Annotated in this window: 19 protein-coding genes and 2 riboswitches; of the genes, 2 read left to right on the top strand and 17 right to left on the bottom strand. The window is 68.7% G+C overall.

The features are described from left to right. Nucleotides 1-3: 3 nt before the first annotated feature. From BLS97_RS14685 to BLS97_RS14610, 16 genes are all read right to left on the bottom strand, one after another. Nucleotides 4-870, bottom strand: coding sequence for a hypothetical protein (locus BLS97_RS14685; RefSeq protein ID WP_090477063.1), 867 nt, complete (start codon nucleotides 868-870; stop codon nucleotides 4-6). 392 nt (nucleotides 871-1,262) lie between these two features. Next, nucleotides 1,263-4,157, bottom strand: coding sequence for an aminomethyl-transferring glycine dehydrogenase (gene gcvP, locus BLS97_RS14680; protein WP_090477060.1), 2,895 nt, complete (start codon nucleotides 4,155-4,157; stop codon nucleotides 1,263-1,265). Between the two features lie 101 nt (nucleotides 4,158-4,258). Further along, nucleotides 4,259-4,362: riboswitch (glycine riboswitch) on the bottom strand. Further along, a riboswitch (glycine riboswitch) is annotated at nucleotides 4,363-4,460 on the bottom strand. It lies immediately after the preceding riboswitch. A 45-nt stretch (nucleotides 4,461-4,505) separates the two neighbouring features. Beyond that, nucleotides 4,506-5,816 (bottom strand): MFS transporter, encoded by a 1,311-nt coding sequence (locus BLS97_RS14675; protein WP_090477058.1) that lies wholly within the window; start codon nucleotides 5,814-5,816, stop codon nucleotides 4,506-4,508. Continuing rightward, nucleotides 5,813-6,274, bottom strand: coding sequence for a MarR family winged helix-turn-helix transcriptional regulator (locus BLS97_RS14670; RefSeq protein ID WP_231988115.1), 462 nt, complete (start codon nucleotides 6,272-6,274; stop codon nucleotides 5,813-5,815). Before BLS97_RS14670 ends, BLS97_RS14675 begins: the two co-directional genes overlap by 4 nt. A gap of 138 nt (nucleotides 6,275-6,412) precedes the next feature. Then, the gene (locus BLS97_RS14665; protein WP_090477056.1) at nucleotides 6,413-6,955 is read right to left on the bottom strand and encodes a MerR family transcriptional regulator; all 543 of its coding nucleotides are present in this window, start codon (nucleotides 6,953-6,955) and stop codon (nucleotides 6,413-6,415) included. A gap of 225 nt (nucleotides 6,956-7,180) precedes the next feature. Next, nucleotides 7,181-7,702: a bifunctional nuclease family protein gene (locus BLS97_RS14660; protein ID WP_090477054.1), complete on the bottom strand. Its 522-nt coding sequence runs from the start codon at nucleotides 7,700-7,702 to the stop codon at nucleotides 7,181-7,183. A 128-nt stretch (nucleotides 7,703-7,830) separates the two neighbouring features. Continuing rightward, a complete protein-coding gene (gene ftsR, locus BLS97_RS14655) occupies nucleotides 7,831-8,556 on the bottom strand; it encodes a transcriptional regulator FtsR (protein ID WP_090477051.1) in 726 nt (241 codons plus the stop codon). After that, complete coding sequence (odhI, locus tag BLS97_RS14650) at nucleotides 8,553-9,008, bottom strand: oxoglutarate dehydrogenase inhibitor Odhl (protein ID WP_269457445.1); 456 nt, start codon at nucleotides 9,006-9,008, stop codon at nucleotides 8,553-8,555. Before odhI ends, ftsR begins: the two co-directional genes overlap by 4 nt. Before the next feature lie 133 nt (nucleotides 9,009-9,141). After that, nucleotides 9,142-9,534: a glycine cleavage system protein GcvH gene (gene gcvH, locus BLS97_RS14645; protein ID WP_090477046.1), complete on the bottom strand. Its 393-nt coding sequence runs from the start codon at nucleotides 9,532-9,534 to the stop codon at nucleotides 9,142-9,144. Between the two features lie 65 nt (nucleotides 9,535-9,599). Further along, a complete protein-coding gene (locus tag BLS97_RS14640) occupies nucleotides 9,600-10,358 on the bottom strand; it encodes a DUF881 domain-containing protein (RefSeq protein WP_090477044.1) in 759 nt (252 codons plus the stop codon). Beyond that, nucleotides 10,355-10,687: a small basic family protein gene (locus BLS97_RS14635; protein ID WP_090477042.1), complete on the bottom strand. Its 333-nt coding sequence runs from the start codon at nucleotides 10,685-10,687 to the stop codon at nucleotides 10,355-10,357. Before BLS97_RS14635 ends, BLS97_RS14640 begins: the two co-directional genes overlap by 4 nt. 118 nt (nucleotides 10,688-10,805) lie before the next feature. Beyond that, complete coding sequence (locus BLS97_RS14630) at nucleotides 10,806-11,729, bottom strand: DUF881 domain-containing protein (protein WP_157695438.1); 924 nt, start codon at nucleotides 11,727-11,729, stop codon at nucleotides 10,806-10,808. Then, nucleotides 11,722-12,351: a CDP-alcohol phosphatidyltransferase family protein gene (locus BLS97_RS14625; protein ID WP_090482268.1), complete on the bottom strand. Its 630-nt coding sequence runs from the start codon at nucleotides 12,349-12,351 to the stop codon at nucleotides 11,722-11,724. The genes BLS97_RS14630 and BLS97_RS14625 overlap by 8 nt, the downstream gene beginning before the upstream one ends. A gap of 177 nt (nucleotides 12,352-12,528) precedes the next feature. Then, nucleotides 12,529-13,083 carry an NUDIX domain-containing protein gene (locus BLS97_RS14620; RefSeq protein WP_197676188.1) on the bottom strand — a complete coding sequence of 185 codons (555 nt, stop codon included), beginning with the start codon at nucleotides 13,081-13,083 and terminating at the stop codon, nucleotides 12,529-12,531. Further along, nucleotides 13,080-14,474, bottom strand: a complete 1,395-nt coding sequence (locus BLS97_RS14615) for a UTP--glucose-1-phosphate uridylyltransferase (protein ID WP_090482262.1) — start codon at nucleotides 14,472-14,474, stop codon at nucleotides 13,080-13,082. The genes BLS97_RS14620 and BLS97_RS14615 overlap by 4 nt, the downstream gene beginning before the upstream one ends. A gap of 153 nt (nucleotides 14,475-14,627) precedes the next feature. Further along, nucleotides 14,628-15,188, bottom strand: a complete 561-nt coding sequence (locus tag BLS97_RS14610; RefSeq protein ID WP_090477038.1) for an Lrp/AsnC family transcriptional regulator — start codon at nucleotides 15,186-15,188, stop codon at nucleotides 14,628-14,630. A gap of 104 nt (nucleotides 15,189-15,292) precedes the next feature. Between BLS97_RS14610 and ald the strand changes: the two genes are divergently transcribed. Beyond that, nucleotides 15,293-16,405 (top strand): alanine dehydrogenase, encoded by a 1,113-nt coding sequence (ald, locus tag BLS97_RS14605; RefSeq protein WP_090477036.1) that lies wholly within the window; start codon nucleotides 15,293-15,295, stop codon nucleotides 16,403-16,405. 156 nt (nucleotides 16,406-16,561) lie between these two features. On the opposite strand, the gene BLS97_RS24515 is transcribed toward ald, so the two are convergent. Then, the gene (locus BLS97_RS24515) at nucleotides 16,562-16,999 is read right to left on the bottom strand and encodes an OsmC family peroxiredoxin (protein ID WP_090477034.1); all 438 of its coding nucleotides are present in this window, start codon (nucleotides 16,997-16,999) and stop codon (nucleotides 16,562-16,564) included. Nucleotides 17,000-17,840: 841 nt separating this feature from the next. Here BLS97_RS24515 and BLS97_RS14590 point away from each other — a divergent pair. Next, the gene (locus BLS97_RS14590; RefSeq protein ID WP_090477031.1) at nucleotides 17,841-19,793 is read left to right on the top strand and encodes a sensor domain-containing phosphodiesterase; all 1,953 of its coding nucleotides are present in this window, start codon (nucleotides 17,841-17,843) and stop codon (nucleotides 19,791-19,793) included. The last annotated feature ends 204 nt before the right edge of the window (nucleotides 19,794-19,997 follow it).

Genomic DNA, 19,997 nt, shown 5'->3' with positions numbered 1-19,997 from the left:
TGGTCAGTTGACGTACGGGATCGGCCGTCCGGCCAGGCCGATCAGGGAGCCGACCAACCGCGCGTCTCCGATGCTGTTGATGTCGCAGGTCGTCACGTTCCCGGTCACCGCCGTGACCTGCAACTGGCCGCCGTAGGTCGGATCCGGCACCTGCAGCAGGCGCGCCGCGAACGCCGAGCACGAATTCTGCAGCGCCGAATGACTGACCGACCCGGTCGCCACCATGGCCGAGCCGAGGTGTTCGGTCAGATGCGGTTGGGAGCACGGCACGGATGCCGACCAACCCTGCCCGAGAACGGTTGCGCAGTCGGCGTACTCGGCCGGAGCGGCGCCCCGTTCCAGGGCCGCCCGCACGGTGCCGAGGTACACGTGCAGGTCCTGTGGGCGGACCAGGCAGGCCGTCCAGTCCCGGCCTGTGGCTCGCTGCAGCGCGTCGGCCCGGATCCGTTGTCCCCGCACCTGCAACTCCGGCTCCCAGGCCACCACCGAGGTGGGAAGGAAGCCGGCCGGCAAGGCGGCCGAACCGTCGACGACGGGCAACCCGATGTATCGGGACGCATCGGCCCAGCAGGAGCCGGCGGTCCCCATCAGACTGCCCACCGAGTCGTCGATCTCCGGAGCGGCACCGGCCCGCACCGAGGCGACCTCACCGGCGACCACGCCGCGACAGGATCCGAAGACAGCCGTGGTGATCGGGGTGTCGAAATCCGGCGGTGCCACCGACAACACGCAGTCGCCGACCTTCGGCGCGCCCGGGACGTCGAGACCGACCGCGTGGCCGGCGAGATCGGTGCGAATGAGGCTATGGCCGGCCAGCACGCCGATCAGTGCCGCGACCATCAACAGGAAGCCCACGAACCGAGCCCTCATGGGCCGATGGTAACCCTGGACGTGACCTACGTCACCGTCGCTGCTGGCCGTCTGCTGCCCGCCGCATGGATCAACTTGCCCGGCGTGGGACGGATGTGGCAGGAGTGGTCATCTTGGTCCCTGCCTGCGAAGTTGATCCACGCGGAATCACGAGTTCCCCGCTACGCGTACGCCACTGCTCCGTGCGGCCGCGGACGGCCTTACTACGCGTACGCCTCCTGTGTTCTGGTCGGCGCCACTGCTCCGTGCGGCCGCGGGCGGCCTTACTACGCGTACGCCTCCTGTGTTTTGGTCGGCGCCACTGCTCCGTGCGGCCGCGGGCGGCCTTACTACGCGTACGCCTCCTGTGTTTTGGTCGGCGCTACTGCTCCGTGCGGCCGCGGACGGCCTTACTACGCGTACGCCTCCACCGGCGGGCAGGAGCAGACCAAGTTCCGGTCACCGAACGCACCGTCGATCCGGGCCACGGCCGGGAAGTACTTACGCGCGGCGACCACCCCGGGCGGGAAGACCGCCTCGGCGCGGGAGTACGGGTGGGTCCACTCCCCCACCAGGGACTCGGCGGTGTGCGGGGCACCACGGAGCGGATTGTCGGTGACCGGCCAGACGCCCGCCCCGACCTGGTCGATCTCGCCCTTGATGGCGATCATCGCTTCGCAGAACCGGTTGATCTCGGCCAGGTCCTCGCTCTCGGTCGGCTCCACCATCAGCGTGCCGGCCACCGGGAACGACATCGTCGGCGCGTGAAACCCGTAGTCCGCCAGGCGCTTCGCCACGTCGTCAACCGTGACACCGGTCGCCGCGGTCATCGGCCGAAGGTCCAGGATGCACTCGTGGGCGACGAACCCGCCGGCGTCGGTGTACAGGACCGGGAAGTGCTCGTCCAGCCGACGGGCGATGTAGTTCGCCGAGGCGATCGCGGTCAGGGTGGCCCGCCGCAGCCCCGTCGCGCCCATCATCCGGATGTAGGCCCACGAGATCGGCAGGATCGACGCCGACCCCCAGGGCGCGGCCGAGATGGCACCGACGGACCCGAAGGTGCCCGGGCCGTCCAGACCCAGCGAGTGGGACGGCAGGAACGGCGCCAGGTGCGCGGCCACCGCGACCGGACCGACCCCGGGGCCGCCGCCACCGTGGGGGATACAGAACGTCTTGTGCAGGTTCAGGTGTGAGACGTCGCCGCCGAACTCGCCGGGGCGGGCCAGTCCGACCAGGGCGTTGAGGTTGGCTCCGTCCACGTAGACCTGGCCGCCGGCCGCATGCACCAGAGCCGCCAGCTCGGTGATCGTGTCCTCGAAGACGCCGTGGGTCGACGGGTAGGTGACCATGATCGCGGCCAGGTCCTTCCCGTGCAGCTCCACCTTCGCCGACAGGTCGGCCATGTCGATGTTGCCGCCGGTGTCGGTGCCGACCACCACCACCTTCATGCCAGCCATGACGGCCGACGCGGCGTTGGTGCCGTGGGCGGACGCCGGGATCAGGCACACGGTGCGGTGGTCGTCACCGCGGGAGCGGTGGTAGGCCCGGATCGCCAGCAGTCCGGCCAGCTCGCCCTGCGAACCGGCGTTGGGCTGCAAGGAGATCGCGGCGTAACCGGTGATCTCGACCAGCCAGCGCTCCAGCTGATCGATCAGCTCCAACAGCCCGGCCGCGTCCTCCACCGGCGCGAACGGGTGCAGCCCGGCGAATTCCGGCCAGGTCACCGCCTCCATCTCGGTCGTGGCGTTGAGCTTCATCGTGCAGGAACCGAGCGGGATCATGCTGCGATCCAGCGCCAGGTCCATGTCCGAGAGCCGCCGCAGGTAGCGCAGCATCGCGGTTTCGCTACGGTGCTCGTGGAACACCGGGTGCAGCAGGAACGGCGTGGTCCGGGCCAGCGGCGCACTGATGCCGACGACCACCGGCGACGGATCGTGCCGCACACCGAAGGCGGCGGCGACGGCATCCAGGTGTGCGGCGCTGGTCTTCTCCGAGACGCTCACCTGGACGGCGTCGTCGCCGTCGGCCCAGAGGTTGATGCCGGCCTCCCGAGCGGCCGCCACGACCCGCGCCGCGCGGCCGGGCACCAGCGCCCGGACGGTGTCGAAGAAGACGGCGTGCTCGACCGTGATCCCGCCGTCGACCAGCGCCTTGGCCAGCGTCCGGGCCTGGGTGTGGATCTTCTGCGCGATCCGGCGCAGCCCCTCGGGACCGTGGTACACGGTGTACATCGAGGCCATCACGGCCAGCAGCACCTGGGCGGTGCAGATGTTGGACGTGGCCTTCTCCCGGCGGATGTGCTGCTCCCGGGTCTGCAGGGCCAACCGGTAGGCGGGGTTCCCGGCGGCGTCGTGGGAGACGCCGACCAACCGGCCGGGAAGCTGGCGCTGCACATCGGTGCGGACGGCCATGTATCCGGCGTGCGGCCCGCCGAAACCGAGCGGGACACCGAATCGCTGGGTCGAACCGACCGCGACGTCGGCCCCGATCTCTCCCGGTGCGCGCAGCAGGGTCAGGGCCAGCAGGTCGGCCGCGACCGTCACCTTGGCCTCGCGGCTGTGCGCCTCGGCGATCAGCGACTCCTGGTCGCGGACGGCGCCCGAGGACCCCGGGTAGGACAGGAGCAGGCCGAAGAAGTCACCGATCGGCAGTCCGGCGTCGGCGCCGTACAGATCCGTCACCAGCACCTCGATGCCCAGCGGTTCGGCCCGGGTCCGGATGACGGCGATCGTCTGGGGCAGCGTGTCGGCGTCGACGACGAACCGGTTGGACTTGGACTTGGCCGTCCGCCGCATCAGCGTCATGGCCTCGGCCGCCGCGGTCGCCTCGTCGAGCATGGAGGCGTTGGCGATGTCCAGACCAGTGAGGTCGGAGACGGCCGTCTGGAAGTTGAGCAACGCCTCGAGCCGGCCCTGGGAGATCTCCGGCTGATAGGGCGTGTAGGCCGTGTACCAGGCCGGGTTCTCCAGCACGTTCCGCTTGATCACCCCCGGGGTGATGGTGTCGTGGTAGCCCATGCCGATCATCTGGACCAGCGGGTTGTTCCGGGCCGCGAACCCCCGCAGCTCGGCCAGCGTCTGGGTCTCGGTGGCCGGAGCCGGGAGGTCGAGGGCGCGGCCGAACCGGATGGCCTTGGGCACCACGGCGTGTTCCAGCGCGTCCAGACTGGGCTGGTCGAGGGCGTGCAGGATCGCGGCCAGGCCGGGCACGTCGATCCCGATGTGGCGATCGGCGAAATTCTCCGGGTCCAACGGCGAGGGATCAGCGAAGTTGGAGTGCGCCGGGCGGGAATGATCGATCGGGCTCATGGATGACCTGTTTCTGCGCCGGCGGAGCCGAGCGTGCCGTTGACGGGACTACGGGGACAAGCGCCGGTGCCATGGCCCGTGACGAGCGTAGGCGACCGCTGCTCTCCCCCTCTGTCATCGGTACCTGAGAGCTTCCACTGCGCGTCACCGCGAGCTTGCCCCTTCGGCGGGGACACCGAACCGGCGTCCCTCTTTCCAGAGGTGTCTTTCCCTCGCGGTTCGTGCGGCCTGAGAGTTTGGCGGGGAGATTTGCTCCTTCGGCGTCCGGGTCGGTGCTGGTCCGGACTCTCCCGCGGGGGGTCGTCGACGCCTCCACGCTACCAGCGAGCGCACCGCGCGAAGATGGCCTCAGGCCGCGCCGGAGACGAGGGTGACGTGATGATCGGCACCCTTGTGCAGGTCGACCTTGAGGCTGACGCCGGTGCTTCGGGCCGCGATCACCGCGCATCCCACAGACGCGAGTATGCAGATCGCTCCGGACAACACCAGGGCCAGCGGAGCACCCCACCGTTCGGTGATCCACCCGACGATCAACGAACCGAGGGGTGTCCCACCCATGAACACCAGCATGTACAGACTCATCACCCGGCCTCGGAGGGCCGGATCGGTGCGCAGCTGCACGGTGGAGTTGGCCAGCGTGTTGAAGCTGACCGAGAACAGGCCGGTGAGCACCAGGAGGCCGACGAAGATCCACAACCAGGGCGTGACGCCCAGCACCACCAGCATCAGGCTGAATGCACCGGACATGAAGAACAGCAGGCTCATCCGCCCCGTTGTCCGGCGCGCGGCCAGCAGGGCGCCGACCACCGAACCGGCCGCCATGGCCGTGTTGAGCAGGCCGTAGAGATCGGCACCGGACCGGAAGATGTCCTTGGTGTAGGCCGACAGGATGATGGCGAAGTTGTAGCCGAACGTGCCGACGAAGAAGACCAGCACGATGGTCCACAGCAGCTGGGGCTGGTGGCGGACGTAGCGCAGGCCCTCCCGGATCTGGCCCGGACCACGCTTCGGGCGGGGCATCTTCTGCAGCTCCGAGGTGCGCATCAGCATCAACCCGGCCAGGACGGCCAGGTAGGTGACGGCGTTGATCGCGAAGGCCCAGCCGGACCCGACCAGGCTGATCACCACACCGGCGACGGCCGGGCCCAGCATCCGGGCCAGCTGGAAGTTGCCGGAGTTCAGGCTGACCGCGTTGCGGACCAGGTCGTGCGGCACCATCTCGTTGACGAACGTCTGGCGGGCCGGGTTGTCGACGACGGTGGCCAGCCCGAGGCCGAGCGCGATCAGGTAGACGTGCCAGACGTGGACGTGGCCGGTCAGCGTCAGGATGGCCAGCACGGCGGCGAGTAGCCCCATGCTGGTCTGGGTGATCAGCAGCAGCCGGCGCTTCGGGTAGCGGTCCGCGATCAGTCCGCCCCACAGCCCGAGCAGCAGCATCGGAAGGAACTGCAGCGCGGTGGTGACGCCGACCGCGAGCGGCGAGTCGGTGATCTGCAGCACCAGCCAGTCCTGGGCGATGCGTTGCATCCAGGTCCCGGTGTTGGAGACGACCTGACCGGAGAAGAAGAGCCGGTAGTTCCGGACACGCAGGGCGGCGAACGTCGCGACCCTCACCGGAGTTGCGACCGATGTGTTGGTGCTGTCCGCCCGGTCGCTCATTCCTGGTCCGCCAGAGCGGTCAGGGCGGAGGCGGCGGCGGCCAGGGCGCGCTGCTGGTCGAGGTCGAGCTTGCCGACCTGACGACTGAGCCAGGCGGTGCGGACCGCGCGGGACTGGGCGGCGAACTCGTCGCCGGCCGGCGTCCGCGAGACCAGGATCTGGCGGCGATCGGCCGGGTCCGGCTCGCGACGCAGGTACCCGCGGGTCTCCAGCCGCTCGATGATCCTGGTCATGGAAGGGGGTTGGACGTGTTCGCAGCGGGCCAGCTGGCCCGGCGTCATCGGACCGGACCGGCCGATCCGGGCCAACACGGCGGATTCGGACGGAGACAGCTCGTCACCCGCCTGCTGGTGACGCAGGCGTCGGGACAGGATCAGGATCGCCCCGCGCAACGCGGAGATCGCATCCATCGAGATTTCCGGGGGCACTCCGGTCTCCGGCTGTTCGATCGTGGTCACGTCGTTAGTCTACCTCATTACTAGGCAGCCTCATTAGGCTTCCTCACCATCACCCGACAATCTGGTCACGACAAGAAACCCCCCGGCGCCGATGGCACCGGGGGGTGGGGAAGAACAACGAGGGGGACGGCGACCAGGTCAGCCGGCGGTGCGGGCCCGACGCCGGCGGGAGAGCTCGTCGTGCGCGACCGGTACCACCCGATCGCCGTCGACCCGCTCGGCCGGGAACTCGGCCAGGGTGCCGGTGACGTCACGCATGGCGCCCCCGACGGCGATGCCGAAGACGCCCTGGCCACCCTGGAGCAGGTCGACGATCTCTTCGGGCGACGTGCACTCGTAGACGGTGGCACCATCGGAGAACAGGGTGATCCCGGCCAGATCCTCGATGCCGCGATTCCGCAGGTGCTCCACCGCGACCCGGATGTTCTGCAGCGAGACCCCGGTGTCCAGGAGTCGCTTGACCACCTTGAGCACCAGGATGTCGGTGAACGAGTAGAGGCGCTGCGTGCCCGAGCCGATGGCGTCGCGCACGGTCGGCACGACCAGGCCGGTCCGGGCCCAGTAGTCGAGCTGCCGATAGGTGATCCCGGCGGCCTGGCACGCCGTGGTGCCCCGATAGCCGACGTACTCGTCGGGGACCGACTCGTCGGGGAAGAGCGCGCCTTGTTCGCTCTCGCGCATAACGCCGCCCTTACTGGTCTTGTCGACCCTGAAATCTAGGTGATGACACCGCACCGCGCCTGCCGGCACCCAGCTTGACCTGGACCCGTCCGTTCCGGGCCGCATCTGGCGGGCCCGAATCACATGCGCGTGACTTGTCCTGACCGTAGGCCCGAGGGACACGATGGTCAACGTTCGTCCCGGCGTGTCCTCAACCTTAACTTCAGGGTTAGAGCAACGGCCGACTCAGGACTTGTCGAAATCCTCCGGGGAGACCGAGTCGAGGAACTCCCGGAACCGCTCGACCTCGTCCTCCGCGTTCTCGGGTTCGGCCTCGTCGGCCAGCAATGCTTCGTCCACGTCGTCCTCCGACTCCTCGGGGATGACGATCCCGGCCTCGGCCAGCACCGCGTCGTCGACGAACACCGGTATGCCGGCCCGAACGGCCAGAGCCACCGCGTCGGACGGGCGGGCCGAGACGGTGGTCCCGTCGTCGAAGGCCAGTTCACCGAAGTAGGTGCCTTCACGGAAATCGACCACGCGCACCTGCTCCACCTTGCGGCCGAGGGCGGTGATCACGTTGCCGAGCAGATCATGGGTCAACGGACGGGCCGGCCGCACACCCTGCAGGTGCATCGCGATCGCGGTCGCCTCCACGCTCCCGATCATGATGGGCAGGGACCGGGGACCGCCCACTTCGGTCAGCATCAGAATCGGCTGCGAATTCGGCATCTCGACGTGGACGCCGACGATGCGCATCTCGATCATCTCGGTGTGCCTTCCTATTGCCCATTCGCCGAGCGTTCCTCGGCCAGCGCCCGACAGCGCTGGAAAACCTTCAGCTTGAACGCTACACGGACACCGCTGGGCCGGGCAGATGTACCTGACCGAGGAAGTCAGATTCCCAGTTCACGGCGCAGGCCGGCCTTCACCAGCAGAGCGTGCAGCCGCAGCACGGTGGCCGCGACCGACGCCGCGGCGGCGCCCGCTCGCTCGCGCGCGTCCGGGTCCTTCTGCCGGGCCTGGGCCGACACCAGCTGCGCCACCAGAGCCGACTCACGCTCGGCCGCGGTCCGGAACGGCCGCAGGTGGCGAGGCTCCAGACCGGCCGCCAGCAACTCGCCCACGGTGGTCGCGATCAGGGCGGCGTCGGCATCGAAGTAGCCGCCCGTGCCGGCGGACAGCAGCCCGAACTGCTCGAGCTCGGTGAGATCGGCCGGTTCCAGACCCGACTCGGCCAGCAACTCGGCCCTGGTCATCCGCACCTCGGCCGCCGGCGCGAAATCGTTCGCGCTCGGCCCGGGGGTGGAGACCAGCGCTCGGGGCAGCCGCGGGCTCGGGGTGGCGGGCTCGAGCCCGCGGTCGATCGCGTCGAGATGTTCCTTGATCACCTTCAGCGGCAGGTAGTGATCCCGCTGGGCGGCCAGCACGTAACGGAGCCGTTCGACATCGGCCGCCGAGAACTGGCGGTAGCCCGACGGCGTCCGGTGCGGAGTGACCAGGCCTTCCGATTCCAGGAACCGGATCTTGGAGATCGACACATCCGGAAACTCGGCCTTCAGCCGACCGAGCACGGAACCGATGCTGGCGACGCCGGTCCAGGGTTGGCCGGCAGCCGTCATGACCCGGCTTCGCCCACCGGCTGGTTCCCGGTCAGGAAGACCAACCGGAACTTGCCGATCTGCACCTCGTCGCCGTTGGAGAGCGTGGAGGACTCGATCGGTTCACGGTTCACGTAGGTGCCGTTGAGCGAGCCGACGTCGGAGACCTCGTAGCCACGGCTGGTGCGGCGGAACTCCGCGTGACGACGCGACACGGTCACGTCGTCCAGGAAGATGTCGCTCTGCGGATGACGCCCGGCGCTGACCACGTCCTTGTCCAGCTGGAAGCGGGAGCCGGCGTTGGGGCCGCGCTTGACAACCAGCAGAGCCGATCCGGCCGAGAGCGCCTCGAGACCGCCAAGACCTTCTTCGTTGACCTCGGCCTCGCCGCCGAACAACCCCGTGGAGAAGATCGTCGTCGAGTCAGCGGCGGGTTCTGCAGGCCTGGGAAAACCTGACTCACTGCTTGTCACTCGGCACTCCTTCGTCAGCAAGCTTGTTGATGCTGTTCCACCGCAACGGTTGGTGATGTGCCCCGCCTCACGATGTCCAGTTGACCACGACCGTACCGTGCCGCGACATCACGGCCTACCCGCAGGTGGTCCGTCAGACCTCGCCGATCAGGTCGGCGTAGGCCGATGCGTCGAGCAACTCGGAGATCTCACCCGGATCGGACAGCTGAACCTCGATCATCCAGCCGTCGCCGTACGGATCGGCGTTGACCAGTTCGGGCGTCGAGTCGAGCGCGTCGTTGCGGGCGATGACGGTTCCGGAGACCGGCGCGAAGATGTCGGACACCGACTTGGTGGATTCCACCTCCCCGACCGAATCCCCGGGGCTGACCGTCGTCCCGGCCTCGGGCATCTGCACGAAGACGATGTCGCCCAAAGAGTTCTGCGCGTAATCGGTGATGCCGATGCGGACGGTGTCCTCTCCGGAGCTCCGGATCCACTCATGGTCCGAGCTGTAGTGCAAGTCCTGCGGGATCACTGGCGTCATGGCCTCTCGTTGGGTACTGGGGCGAGCGGAGCGACGGGTTGCGCCCGGCGCAGCGGAGCGATACCTCAGCCTCCGGCGGCCCGAGCGTAAAGGGGCGTACGGGCGGGTCGCAAGGCGCTGATCGTGATCTGCGGGGCCTGGCTGGTCGTCATGGTCCCGCCGGCCCGGCGCACGGTGTCCAGGACACCGCCGGGAATGGCCAGCGCCGCGGCCAGCGTGGGCGGATCACCGATGGCCAGCAGGGTGTACGGGGCGGTCAGTTTTGTGCCGTCGAGGGTGACCGCACCCGCCGAACCGCCGAACGACGAATCCACACCGATCCGCACCGGACCGACCTGGTACGCCTCGGCCCCCGCGTTGCGCAGCTCTTCGACGGCGTCCAGCAGCAACTCGGGCGGGATTTGATGCTCCGGATCGTTCATGGTGATGCGCACCCCGGGGCCGGCGGCGGCGACGGTGCCGGTCAGGATGCCCAGCGCCTGCGCCTGCCGATCGGCCTCGGCCAACGCCTCGGCCGATGAGGCGCCGCTGCTGCGCAACCGGGTCAGGGTCGCCTGCAGGTCGGCGATCTCCTTGTTCAGGTCGTCTTCGCGGCGCTGCAGGCCGTCCAGGATCTGCACCAGGTCGTCGGGCCGAGCCGAGACCAGGGTGTCGCCGGCTGCGGTGCGCCGGACCTGGACGACGACGGCGAAGCCCAGCGCAGCGCACAGGACGGCGACCAGCACCCGGGCCAGCCGCCGGTGGCGGTGCGGATCGGGCCGGGCCTGCTCGTGCCGACCGGACGCCGGGGTCTCCGGGGCCGCCGGACCATCGGTCTCGGTCATGCCTTGAAGATGTGCCGGCGGATCGCCGCGGCGTTGCCGAAGATGCGGATACCGAGCACCACCACCACCGCCGTCGACAGCTGCGAGCCGACGCCGAGTTGATCGCCCAGGAACACGATGAAGGCGGCCACCAGCACGTTGGCGACGAACGAGATGACGAACACCTTGGCGTCGAAGATCTTGGCCAGAGTGGCTCGGACCGCACCGAACACCGCGTCGAGGGCGGCGATCACCGCGATCGGCAGGTAGGGGGCCATCCAGTCGGGCACGGTCGGGTGCAGGAACAGCCCGATCGCCACTCCGATCACCAGGGCTACGGCGGCGTACATGGCGCGAACCTCCTTCGGCGTTTCGATCCGATGTGCCCCGCCGGCCCGATGGTGCGGGCCAGGTGCACTCCGATGGGCGTGGCGGGCGTGGCGAACTCTACGGGCGGACGGCGCTCGGTCAGTGTGAGGACGTGACCACGGGCGTGGTGCTGGTCGGCGCGGCCGAGGCGAACCGCAGGTCGGGGACGCCACCGGCCGGGAGCGTCAGGGCGGTCTGGGCCGAGACGTCGAAGCGGATGCCGTACAGCGAGACGAAGGTCTGGAATCGCCCGAACCCGACGGTGTCGACGAACTTGACGTGCAAGGTCGCCGGGTTCCCGATCGCCTCGATGCTGATCGGCCAGAACACCGGGCGGTTGTCGACCAGGATCGCGCTGCCCGCCTGCCGGATGGAACTGGTGGTGCCCAGCCGCACGCCCCCAACCGACACCGCCTCCGCTCCGGAGGACCACAGCCCGTTGACCAGGAGCTGGATGTCGCTGTCGAGGATGTTCCCGGCGCCCGAACTGGCCGTCGAACCGTCGATGACGACGGTCAGACCGGGCCCGGTGACGGCGCTCTGACCACCCTCGACCTCGAGGCTGCGCACCGCCTGCAACGGACCACCGGCTCCGAGGGAGGACTGCGCGGCGCGGATCTGGGCGCCCAGGGTGGTTTCCTGGGCGCCCAACAACGACTGCTTGGCCTGAGCCGCGTCGATGTCGCGGAGGAGTCCAGCCCTGGCCTGGTCGGTGCCAGCGGCCTGATCCTGCGTGCTCGCGGCGGCGATGCCGAGCACCAGCCCGACCAGCACCAGGCCGCCGGACAGGTAGGCCAGGGCCGACCGTCGCCGGCTCCGGCCCGGGCTCGGCGGCCGGGCCGCGCGTCGATCAGCGGCCGCTTGGTAGCCCGGGTCCAGGTGATCGCTGACCAGCGACTCGAGCAACGGCAGGGCGTGGCGCAGGGACGGCGCCGGACGGCCGCCGTCCTCGGCCACCACGCGTTTGCCGTCCACCCACGTGGTCGGCTCGCGGGTGTCGGCCGGGCCCGACCGGTCAGCCACGGGCGACCGTTCGGCCGGGAGGGGCGATGGGCGTCGACCGAACCACCCAGACCACCTGTCCCACGTAGAGCGCGCCGGCCCACAGATACAACAGCATGCCCCAGATGGTGAAGGCGATCCCGAAGGGCAGTGCGATCCGGGCGATCCACGATCCGCCCTGGGCCAGCAACAGCAGCGGGAAGGCGTACAGCAGGCAGAATGTCGCGGCCTTGCCCAGGTAGTGCACGGGTAGGGCCTGGTAGCCGTGGCGTCGCACGACGCGCAGACCGACGGCGAGCACCAGGTCGCGGCCGATGATCAGTGCGGCCACCCACCACGGGATGAAGCCACGGATCACGAAGGCGACCAGGGTCGCGAAGATGTACAGGCGGTCCGCGGCCGGGTCGAGCAACTCACCGAGTTTGCTGTACTGGCCGAGTAACCGGGCCAGTTTGCCGTCCGCCCAGTCGGTGACGGCGCTGACCGCGAGCACCACCAGTGCCCAACCGTCGTGCGGCGGGTGGGTCAGCAGGAGCCACAGGAACAGCGGTACCCCGAGCAGCCGCAGGAACGACAGCAGGTTGGGGATGGTCCAGATCCGATTCGACGCATCGGCCACGCTGTGCCCCGCCCCGTCCGACACCGGCGATACCCGAGCGGCCCGGTCCCGCTGTCCCGCCACCTGGCCTCCCGATCGTCGTGGCCGCGCGGCCACGAAGAGCTCTCCCGATGATTCTAGATTCGCCCGGCCGGTACCGATCGACCGGCCACGACGGTGACCGCCATCCCCCGGCGGCTGGGCGGTGGGTCAGGCGATGGGTCAGGGGGCCGTCCGCAGCATCTGCCACATCCCGTAGGCGGCGATGGTGGTCGAATCGATGATGGTGCCGTCGAGGATCATGGCGAGCAGCTGCGCCGCGGTGAATGCGCCCTGCACCATGTCGATCTCGGAATCCTCCCGCGCGTGATCCCCCGCGGTCAGGTCGGTGGCGTGGAAGACGTCGAACCCCTGGGAACAGAACCCGGCCGCCTCGTACAGATGAGCGATGGCCTGCCACCGGCCGGCGGTGAACCCGGTCTCCTCGCGTAGTTCGGCCTGGGCCAGCTCCAGGCTCGATCCGCTCTTGCCCGGCGGCCAGCCGCCCATCGGGAACTCCCAGGAACGTCGGCCGATCGGGTATCGGAACTGCTCGACCAGGTGGAAGATGCCGTCCTGTTCGGCCACCACGATCGCGAAGTCCGGCTTGTCCACCACCCCGTAGATGCCCGTGCTTCCGTCGGTCCGCTCGAACTCGTCCTCGCGGACCTGCATCCAGTCGTTGGCATAGACCACTTTCGACCCGGTGCGCCACATCAGCGGCGGCTGGTCGGTCATCCGCGGCCGGCCAGCACGGCGCCGTCCGGGACCGAGCCGGGCGACCCGTCGGCGGACAGCTCGACCGCGCCACGGACGGTCACCTCCCGGCCGAAGGTCCAGTCGCCCCGGACGGTGAACCTGGTCGCCTCGATCAGCGATGGCGGCCCGTGCGGGAACCTCGCGTCGAAGTCGGGCAGCAACCTGTACGGCTCGTCCAGGTCGACCAGCGGGGCCTCGGTGCGGGGCGCGACCAGCCGCACCTCTCCCCGGTCGGTCAACTCGTAGGCGTCCGACCGCAGCACCAGCAGGTCGCTGGTGCTCTTCACCGGCAGGAAGCGCGTCCGGTCGACCTCGATCGCGGCGGCCCCGTCGAACACGCCGATGGCCGCGCCCATGGCCGTCTCGATCTGGATCACCTCGGGTGACGTCGGGTCCGACGGGTCGACCGTCTTGACGTTGCGGATGATCGGGAGCCCGAGGACCCCGCCCTTGGCGTCCAGGGCGGTCCGGAGCGCGCGCAGGTCGAGCCACAGGTTGTTGCTGTTGAAGAAGCGATGACGATTGACGTCGCCGAATGCGGCCTGGTCCTCCGGCCGGGTCTGGGCCGACTCCCGGAGCACCAGCCGGCCGGTCCCGGCCCGCCGGGCCAGGTGACCGCCCTTGCGGTCGGCCTCGGTGCGCCGGCAGTACTCACCGCCGATCGGAGCGCCGGAGGCCGCGAACCAGGCGGCCAGCCGCGGGTCCGGGCGGGCCCCCAGGTTGTCGGAATTGGAGACGAACAGGTAGCGGAAGCCCTTGTCCAGCAGCAGGTCCAGCACGCCCGAGGTATCCAGCGCGGTGTAGAGGTCACCGTGGCCGGGCGGGCACCATTCCAGCTCCGGGTCGGCCGGCCAGCTGACCGGCGTCAGATCGTCGGACCGCAGCTTGGGTTCCTGGTTCTGTCGGAAGTCCAGCGGGAGGTCGTCGATGGCCAGATCGGAATGGATCGCCAGGGCGGCGAGGGTGTCGCGTTGGGTACGGAAGCTGTCCATGAACAACAGCGGCAGCTCGACCCCGTACTGGGCACGCAGGGCCATGATCTGCGCCACGATGATGTCCAGGAAGCTGCGGCCGGGTCGCACCTCGACCAGCGACTTCGCCCGGTCCATGCCCATGGAGGTGCCCAGGCCCCCGTTCAGCTTGACCACCGCGGTCTGGCGCATCGCCGTTCGCGCCGCTTCCTCGTCGATCGTCAGGTCGGCCAGCGCGGGCAGGGATTCGATCGGCTCCAGGTCGTCCTCGGAGATGAGGCCGGTGTCGCCCGAGGCGAGCACCTCGTAGGAATGCGCGAACACCGCGATGGCGGTCGGATGCACTCCCCCGTGCTGCATGAGTTTCTCAGCCTGGGCGAGTCCGTCGGAGGTCGGCATGGGCGAATGGTAGGTCACGGTCGCTTGGCGCCGGCTGTGCTGACGCCCGGATCGGCGCGGGAAAGGGGGATGGTGGATGCCTACTCCGGCGACCGGGTCGTGCACCGAAACCGTCCGCGTCAAGCGGCACCCAGGACCGGCCGAGCCGACCGTTCAGGACGGGCCGGTACCTCGCACGTGCTCGAAGATCAGGTTGGTCTCGGTGAGGGCCACCTCCGGATACGCGGACAGCTGATCGACCACGAAGTCGCGCAGACCGACCGCGTCGGCCGCCGCCACGTGGAGCAGGAAGTCGTCGGCCCCGGCCAGGAAGTAGATGTCCAGCACCTCCGGGAGCTGCCGGATGCGTTGGGTGAAGGCCATCATCCGGCTGCGGGCGCCGGCCTGGAGCCGCACCGCGATCATCGCCTGGAGCGGGCGGCCCAGCACGGCCGGGTCGATGTCGGCGTGGAACCCGCGGATGGCCCCGCCGGCCCGCAGGGCCCTCACCCGGGCCAAGGCGGTGGACGGGGCCACCCCGACGGCGGCCGCGAGGGCGTTGTTTGGCGTGCGAGCGTCAGCCGCGAGGACCTCGAGAATGGCCCGGTCGATGGCGTCGAGCGGGGGCCCGGCCGCCGCCGGCGAGGACGGGCGGATCGGCGGTCCGGCGGCGCCCCGAACATTCTGCGACGGGCCCGCCCCCGAACGGCCGCGTCCTGAATGAATGCTGCTCATGACAGCAATCTACCGAATCTTCAGTCAGTGATCTTCCGTCCTGAGGGCGAGAAGTTCAGAATTGTCCGTGATCCCCTCCCGAACCAGGCACTGAGAGGCCAGACATGCTCATCGGCGTACCCGCAGAGGTCAAGAACCGCGAATACCGGGTCGCCCTGACGCCCGCCGGCGCCCATCACCTGGTCGGCGCCGGCCACCGCGTACTGGTGCAGTCCGGCGCGGGCGAGGGCTCGCGGATCAGCGACGAGGAGTTCACCGAGGCCGGTGCGACCATCGTGACCTCGGCCGCTGACGCCTGGGCGGCCGAGATGGTGGTCAAGGTCAAGGAGCCGGTGGCCTCCGAGTACTGCCACCTCCGCGCCGACCAGTTGCTGTTCACCTACCTGCACCTGGCCGCCGACCGACCGCTGACCGATCGCCTGCTGGCCGCCGGCACCACGTCCGTGGCCTACGAGACCGTGCAGCTGGCCGACCGATCGCTCCCGCTGCTGGCCCCGATGAGCGAGATCGCCGGACGAATGGCGCCGCTCGTCGGCGGCTATCACCTGATGCGCAACGAAGGCGGCCGCGGGGTTCTCCTGGGCGGCGTGCCGGGCGTGACCAACGGGAAGGTGGTGGTGCTCGGCGGCGGTGTGGCCGGCATGCACGCGGCCACCATCGCCCAGGGCATGCGGGCCGACGTCACCGTCATCGACCTCTCGCTGCCGACCCTGCGGCGGCTGGACACCCAGTTCCACGGTGGGGTGAAGACCATCGCGTCCAACGCCTACAACATCGCCGAGGCGGTGCGCGACGCCGACCTGGTGATCGGATCGGTGCTGATCCCCGGGGCCAAGGCGCCCAAGTTGGTGACGAACGAACTCGTGTCCCAGATGCGTGAGGGTTCGGTGCTGGTGGACATCGCGGTCGACCAGGGCGGCTGCTTCGAGGACACCCACGCCACCACCCACGACGACCCGACGTTCACCGTGCACGGGTCGGTCTTCTACTGCGTGGCCAACATGCCCGGAGCGGTCCCGCGCAGCTCGACCTTCGCGCTGACCAACGCGACCCTGCCGTACATCACGGCGCTGGCCTCGCACGGCTGGCAGGCGGCATTGCGGGCCGACGCCGCGCTGGTCCCGGGCCTGACCACCCACGCCGGCGTTCTGACCAACGCCCCCGTCGGCACCGCCCACGGCATCGACCACATCTTCCCCGCCTCGCTCCTGGCCTGACGCACGGCGCCCGGCGTTCGCCGGGGCTCGGCGTGGACCCGGGCCCGGCGTGGGCCCCGGCTCGGCGTGGATCAACTTCGCAGGCAGGGATGAAAGTGACCACTTCTGTCACTCCCGTCCCAAACCGGCGAAGTTGATCCATGCCGGGGGCAAGGATCACGCGAGGGCGGCGTCCAGGGTGATCGTGACGCCGGTGAGGGCCTTGGAAACCGGGCAGCTCTGCTTCGCGTTCTCTGCCGCGGTGGCGAATCCGTCGGCGTCCAGCCCGTCGACCTGGCCGCGAACGGTCAGTTTGATGCCGGTGAGACGAAATCCGCCCGCCGGATCCGGACCGAGGCCGACCTCGGCGTCGGCGATCAAGCTCTTGACGGTGCCGCCCGCCTCACCGATCACGGCCGACAGCTGCATTGCGTAGCAGGCCGTATGGGCCGCGGCGATGAGCTCTTCAGGGGAGGTGACACCCCCGGCTTCGTCGGCCGCTCGTCGCGGGAACGAGACGTCGTAGGTCCCGACGCCGGAACTGACCAGGCTGACCCGGCCGGACCCGTCCTGCAGTCCGCCGCTCCATTCGGTACGTGCCTTGCGTGATGGCATCAGCCACTCCTTCTCTCTCCTCGACCGGCCTGGTTGTCCGGTCGTACTTTCGGTACCCGAATCACCGGGCCCATGTCTCATCGTGCCGCAGCGGGAGTTCACCTCCGCTGCCGCCCGCCACCAAACCGTCGGATCCCCGCGGGTCCGGCCAGTCGCCAGAGACAGCGCTTGTCGTGTCGGGATAGCCGGGGCCTCGACCAGCATCTGGTACGCGAGCAGTGCGTTCCGCTCGAGGACCCTGATCCTTATCACCTCCGGTCTTGCGCACAGATGTAATCGTCGCCGCACATCACTTCGGCACCGGTCACCGAGCACCCGCTGCCAGTCCAAGAAGCGAATCGTCATCAGTCGCCGCGAGCTCAGCAGGGTGCGCCTGACCGTGCCATGCTCACCGGATGCAGAGGCGAGTGCGCGATCACTGAGGATGGCTTCGAGGCCGCGGTCCAGCGCGTAGCAGACGCCGGTGACGATGCCCGCCGGGCGATCGATAGGGCCGTCGGTGCCTTGCGGGAGGGATGCGCGGCACACAATGCCGGTCGCTCGATGGCGGATGTGGTCGATCAGCTGGTCGCGGCTGGTGGCCGGGAAATTCGCCTGAGCGCAGCGGACGCTTTCCGTGAGTACGAACGGGCCATCGCAACGATGCGCGCCGGTGTGGTGCGAACCCTGGTCGACGAAGACGGACTGTCGCTCACGGACGTTGCCAAGCGCATGAAGATCTCCCGGCAGGCGGCCGCTCGGCTCTACCAACCGGGGCAGGACCGTCAAGAGCGAAAGCCCGGTTGAACGGACCCCACCGGCCTATTGACACACCCCGGGGGTGCGTACCCACGGTGGAGTCATGACGACTTCCTTCCGCTCCGCGACCGTTGAGTCCAACGACGCAATGGTTCGGTTCGACGGCGCGGTTCTGGACCTGCAGTACGCAGAGATGATCGCCGAGTCGATCCCTCATATCGTCTGGACCGCATCACCCGACGGCGCCACCACCTATTTCAACCGGCAGGGCACGGCCTACACCGGGCACCCCAGGGAAGTCACTTACAGGTGGAACTGGGTCGCGCTCGTCCATTCCGAGGACGCCGAAAGGGCCGCCCAGGCCTGGCACCACGCAACCACGACCGGCACCGACTATTCCCTGGAGTACCGGATTCGCCGCTTCGACGGGGCATTCAGATGGCACGCCTGCCGAGCCGTCCCGTTGCGCGACGCTGACGGTGAGATCCGGCTGTGGATCGGTACCGCAACCGACATCGAAGAACAGAAGCAACTGGAGCTCACGCTGCGTCACGCCGAGCAGAACGCCACCCAGGTGGTCACCCTCTTGCAGAGCATCGACGCGGCGACGCCGATCGGTTTCAAGATGGTCGACCGCGATCTGCGGGTCACTCGAATCAATCAGACGCTGGCCGGAATCGACGGCCGGTCCATCCAAGATTGCCTCGGCCTCACGGTCTCCGAGCTGGTGCCCGACCTCTGGCCGCAACTCGAGGACGTCTATCGGCGCGCACTTGGAGGCGAGACGGTCAGCAACGTGGATGTGAGCAGGCGTAGCGCCACTGAACCGCGCCGCATGCAGCACTGGCTAGCCAGCTACTACCCGGTGCGGGTCGACGGAGAGACCATCGGAGTCGGCAACGTCGTGGTCGACATCAGCGAACGGAAGGAAGCCGAGGAATTCCGGGCCGTGGTCATGGACAACATGGCGGAAGGCCTGTTCGCCGTTGATGTTGACGGCCTCCTGACCTACCTCAATCCGGCCGCGACGTCGATGCTCGGCTGGACCGAAGACGAGCTTCGCGGCAAACCCATCCACGCGGCGGTCCATTTCCAACGGGCTGACGGCACCAAGGTCCCGGCCGAGGACTGCTGTCTGCTCCAAGTCCGCACTCAAGGCCGGAGCATCCGAATTCTGGACGACGCCTTTACGCGTAAGGATGGATCCATATTTCCCGTTGCCTATTCCTCCGCACCGCTTCGAAGCGGATCGCTTCTGCAGGGCGTTGTCGTGGTCTTCCGCGACATCACCGAAGAAAAGAATGAGCGGTCGGCCGCCAAACGCGAGCTCGAGGCGCTGATGTGGCTGGGGCGCATCCGTGACGCGATCGATGAGAACCGGTTGGTCCTCTACTCCCAGCCGATCGTGCCCCTGGCCGGTGGCCGGCCGAGCGAGGAGCTACTCCTGCGGATGATCGGGCGAGACAACGAAGTCATCCTGCCGGGCAGCTTCCTGCCGGTAGCGGAGAAGTACGGGCTGATCGGCGAGATCGATCGATGGGTGGTCACCCAAGCTGTCCGCCTTGCCGCAACCGAGCACCGGGTGATCGAAGCAAATCTCTCCGCCTCCTCGATCGGCGCTTCGGACCTCTTGCCCTTCATCGAACAGCAGATACGGGAAGCACATGCGGACCCGGCCAATCTCATCTTCGAGATCACCGAGACCGCACTCATGCACGACATCGTTGTGGGCGAGGCCTTTGCCCGTGGGCTCGCCGAACTCGGGTGCGGATTGGCCCTGGATGACTTCGGAACGGGCTTCGGCAGCTTCACCTACCTGAAAAGACTGCCCATCACCCACCTCAAAATTGATATCGATTTCGTCCGCGACCTGGTCACCCACCCCAACAATCTTCACGTCGTCAAGGCCATCATCAGCCTGGCTCGCGCATTCGGACTCAAGACGATCGCCGAAGGCGTCGAAGACGAACAGACCCTGAAGCTCTTGAAGGACGAAGGAGTCGACTTCGCTCAAGGGTTCCACCTGGGCCGACCAGCACCTCTCCGCGACGTCTGACGCTCCCGGCCAGCAATCCAACAAGCTCCACACGTCTCCCGGTCGCATCCGCACGACGGGGCCGCAAACGTCGTGGCGACGCGACGGTCCGCCGCGGCGGGTCTGCGACGCGACGGTCCGCCGCGGCGGGTCTGCGCTCGCCCAGGCCGACCCGCTCCCCATGAGACCGTCGGACAGTCGCTACGTCGATGTCGGAAGAGTTGG

The sequence above is a fragment of the Nakamurella panacisegetis genome, from assembly GCF_900104535.1.
In the GTDB taxonomy this organism is placed as follows: Bacteria; Actinomycetota; Actinomycetes; order Mycobacteriales; family Nakamurellaceae; genus Nakamurella; species Nakamurella panacisegetis.
The sequence above is the reverse complement of the archived record's forward strand: the minus strand, read 5'-3'. Positions and strand labels throughout refer to the sequence as shown.

Coding starts and splice junctions, on each gene's coding strand:
- BLS97_RS14685 (WP_090477063.1), bottom strand. CDS start 870: ATGAGGGCTCGGTTCGTGGGCTTCCTGTTGATGGTCGCGGCACTGATC.
- gcvP (WP_090477060.1), bottom strand. CDS start 4,157: ATGAGCCCGATCGATCATTCCCGCCCGGCGCACTCCAACTTCGCTGAT.
- BLS97_RS14675 (WP_090477058.1), bottom strand. CDS start 5,816: ATGAGCGACCGGGCGGACAGCACCAACACATCGGTCGCAACTCCGGTG.
- BLS97_RS14665 (WP_090477056.1), bottom strand. CDS start 6,955: ATGCGCGAGAGCGAACAAGGCGCGCTCTTCCCCGACGAGTCGGTCCCC.
- BLS97_RS14660 (WP_090477054.1), bottom strand. CDS start 7,702: ATGATCGAGATGCGCATCGTCGGCGTCCACGTCGAGATGCCGAATTCG.
- ftsR (WP_090477051.1), bottom strand. CDS start 8,556: ATGACGGCTGCCGGCCAACCCTGGACCGGCGTCGCCAGCATCGGTTCC.
- gcvH (WP_090477046.1), bottom strand. CDS start 9,534: ATGACGCCAGTGATCCCGCAGGACTTGCACTACAGCTCGGACCATGAG.
- BLS97_RS14640 (WP_090477044.1), bottom strand. CDS start 10,358: ATGACCGAGACCGATGGTCCGGCGGCCCCGGAGACCCCGGCGTCCGGT.
- BLS97_RS14635 (WP_090477042.1), bottom strand. CDS start 10,687: ATGTACGCCGCCGTAGCCCTGGTGATCGGAGTGGCGATCGGGCTGTTC.
- BLS97_RS14620 (WP_197676188.1), bottom strand. CDS start 13,083: ATGACCGACCAGCCGCCGCTGATGTGGCGCACCGGGTCGAAAGTGGTC.
- BLS97_RS14615 (WP_090482262.1), bottom strand. CDS start 14,474: ATGCCGACCTCCGACGGACTCGCCCAGGCTGAGAAACTCATGCAGCAC.
- BLS97_RS14610 (WP_090477038.1), bottom strand. CDS start 15,188: ATGAGCAGCATTCATTCAGGACGCGGCCGTTCGGGGGCGGGCCCGTCG.
- ald (WP_090477036.1), top strand. CDS start 15,293: ATGCTCATCGGCGTACCCGCAGAGGTCAAGAACCGCGAATACCGGGTC.
- BLS97_RS24515 (WP_090477034.1), bottom strand. CDS start 16,999: ATGCCATCACGCAAGGCACGTACCGAATGGAGCGGCGGACTGCAGGAC.
- BLS97_RS14590 (WP_090477031.1), top strand. CDS start 17,841: ATGACGACTTCCTTCCGCTCCGCGACCGTTGAGTCCAACGACGCAATG.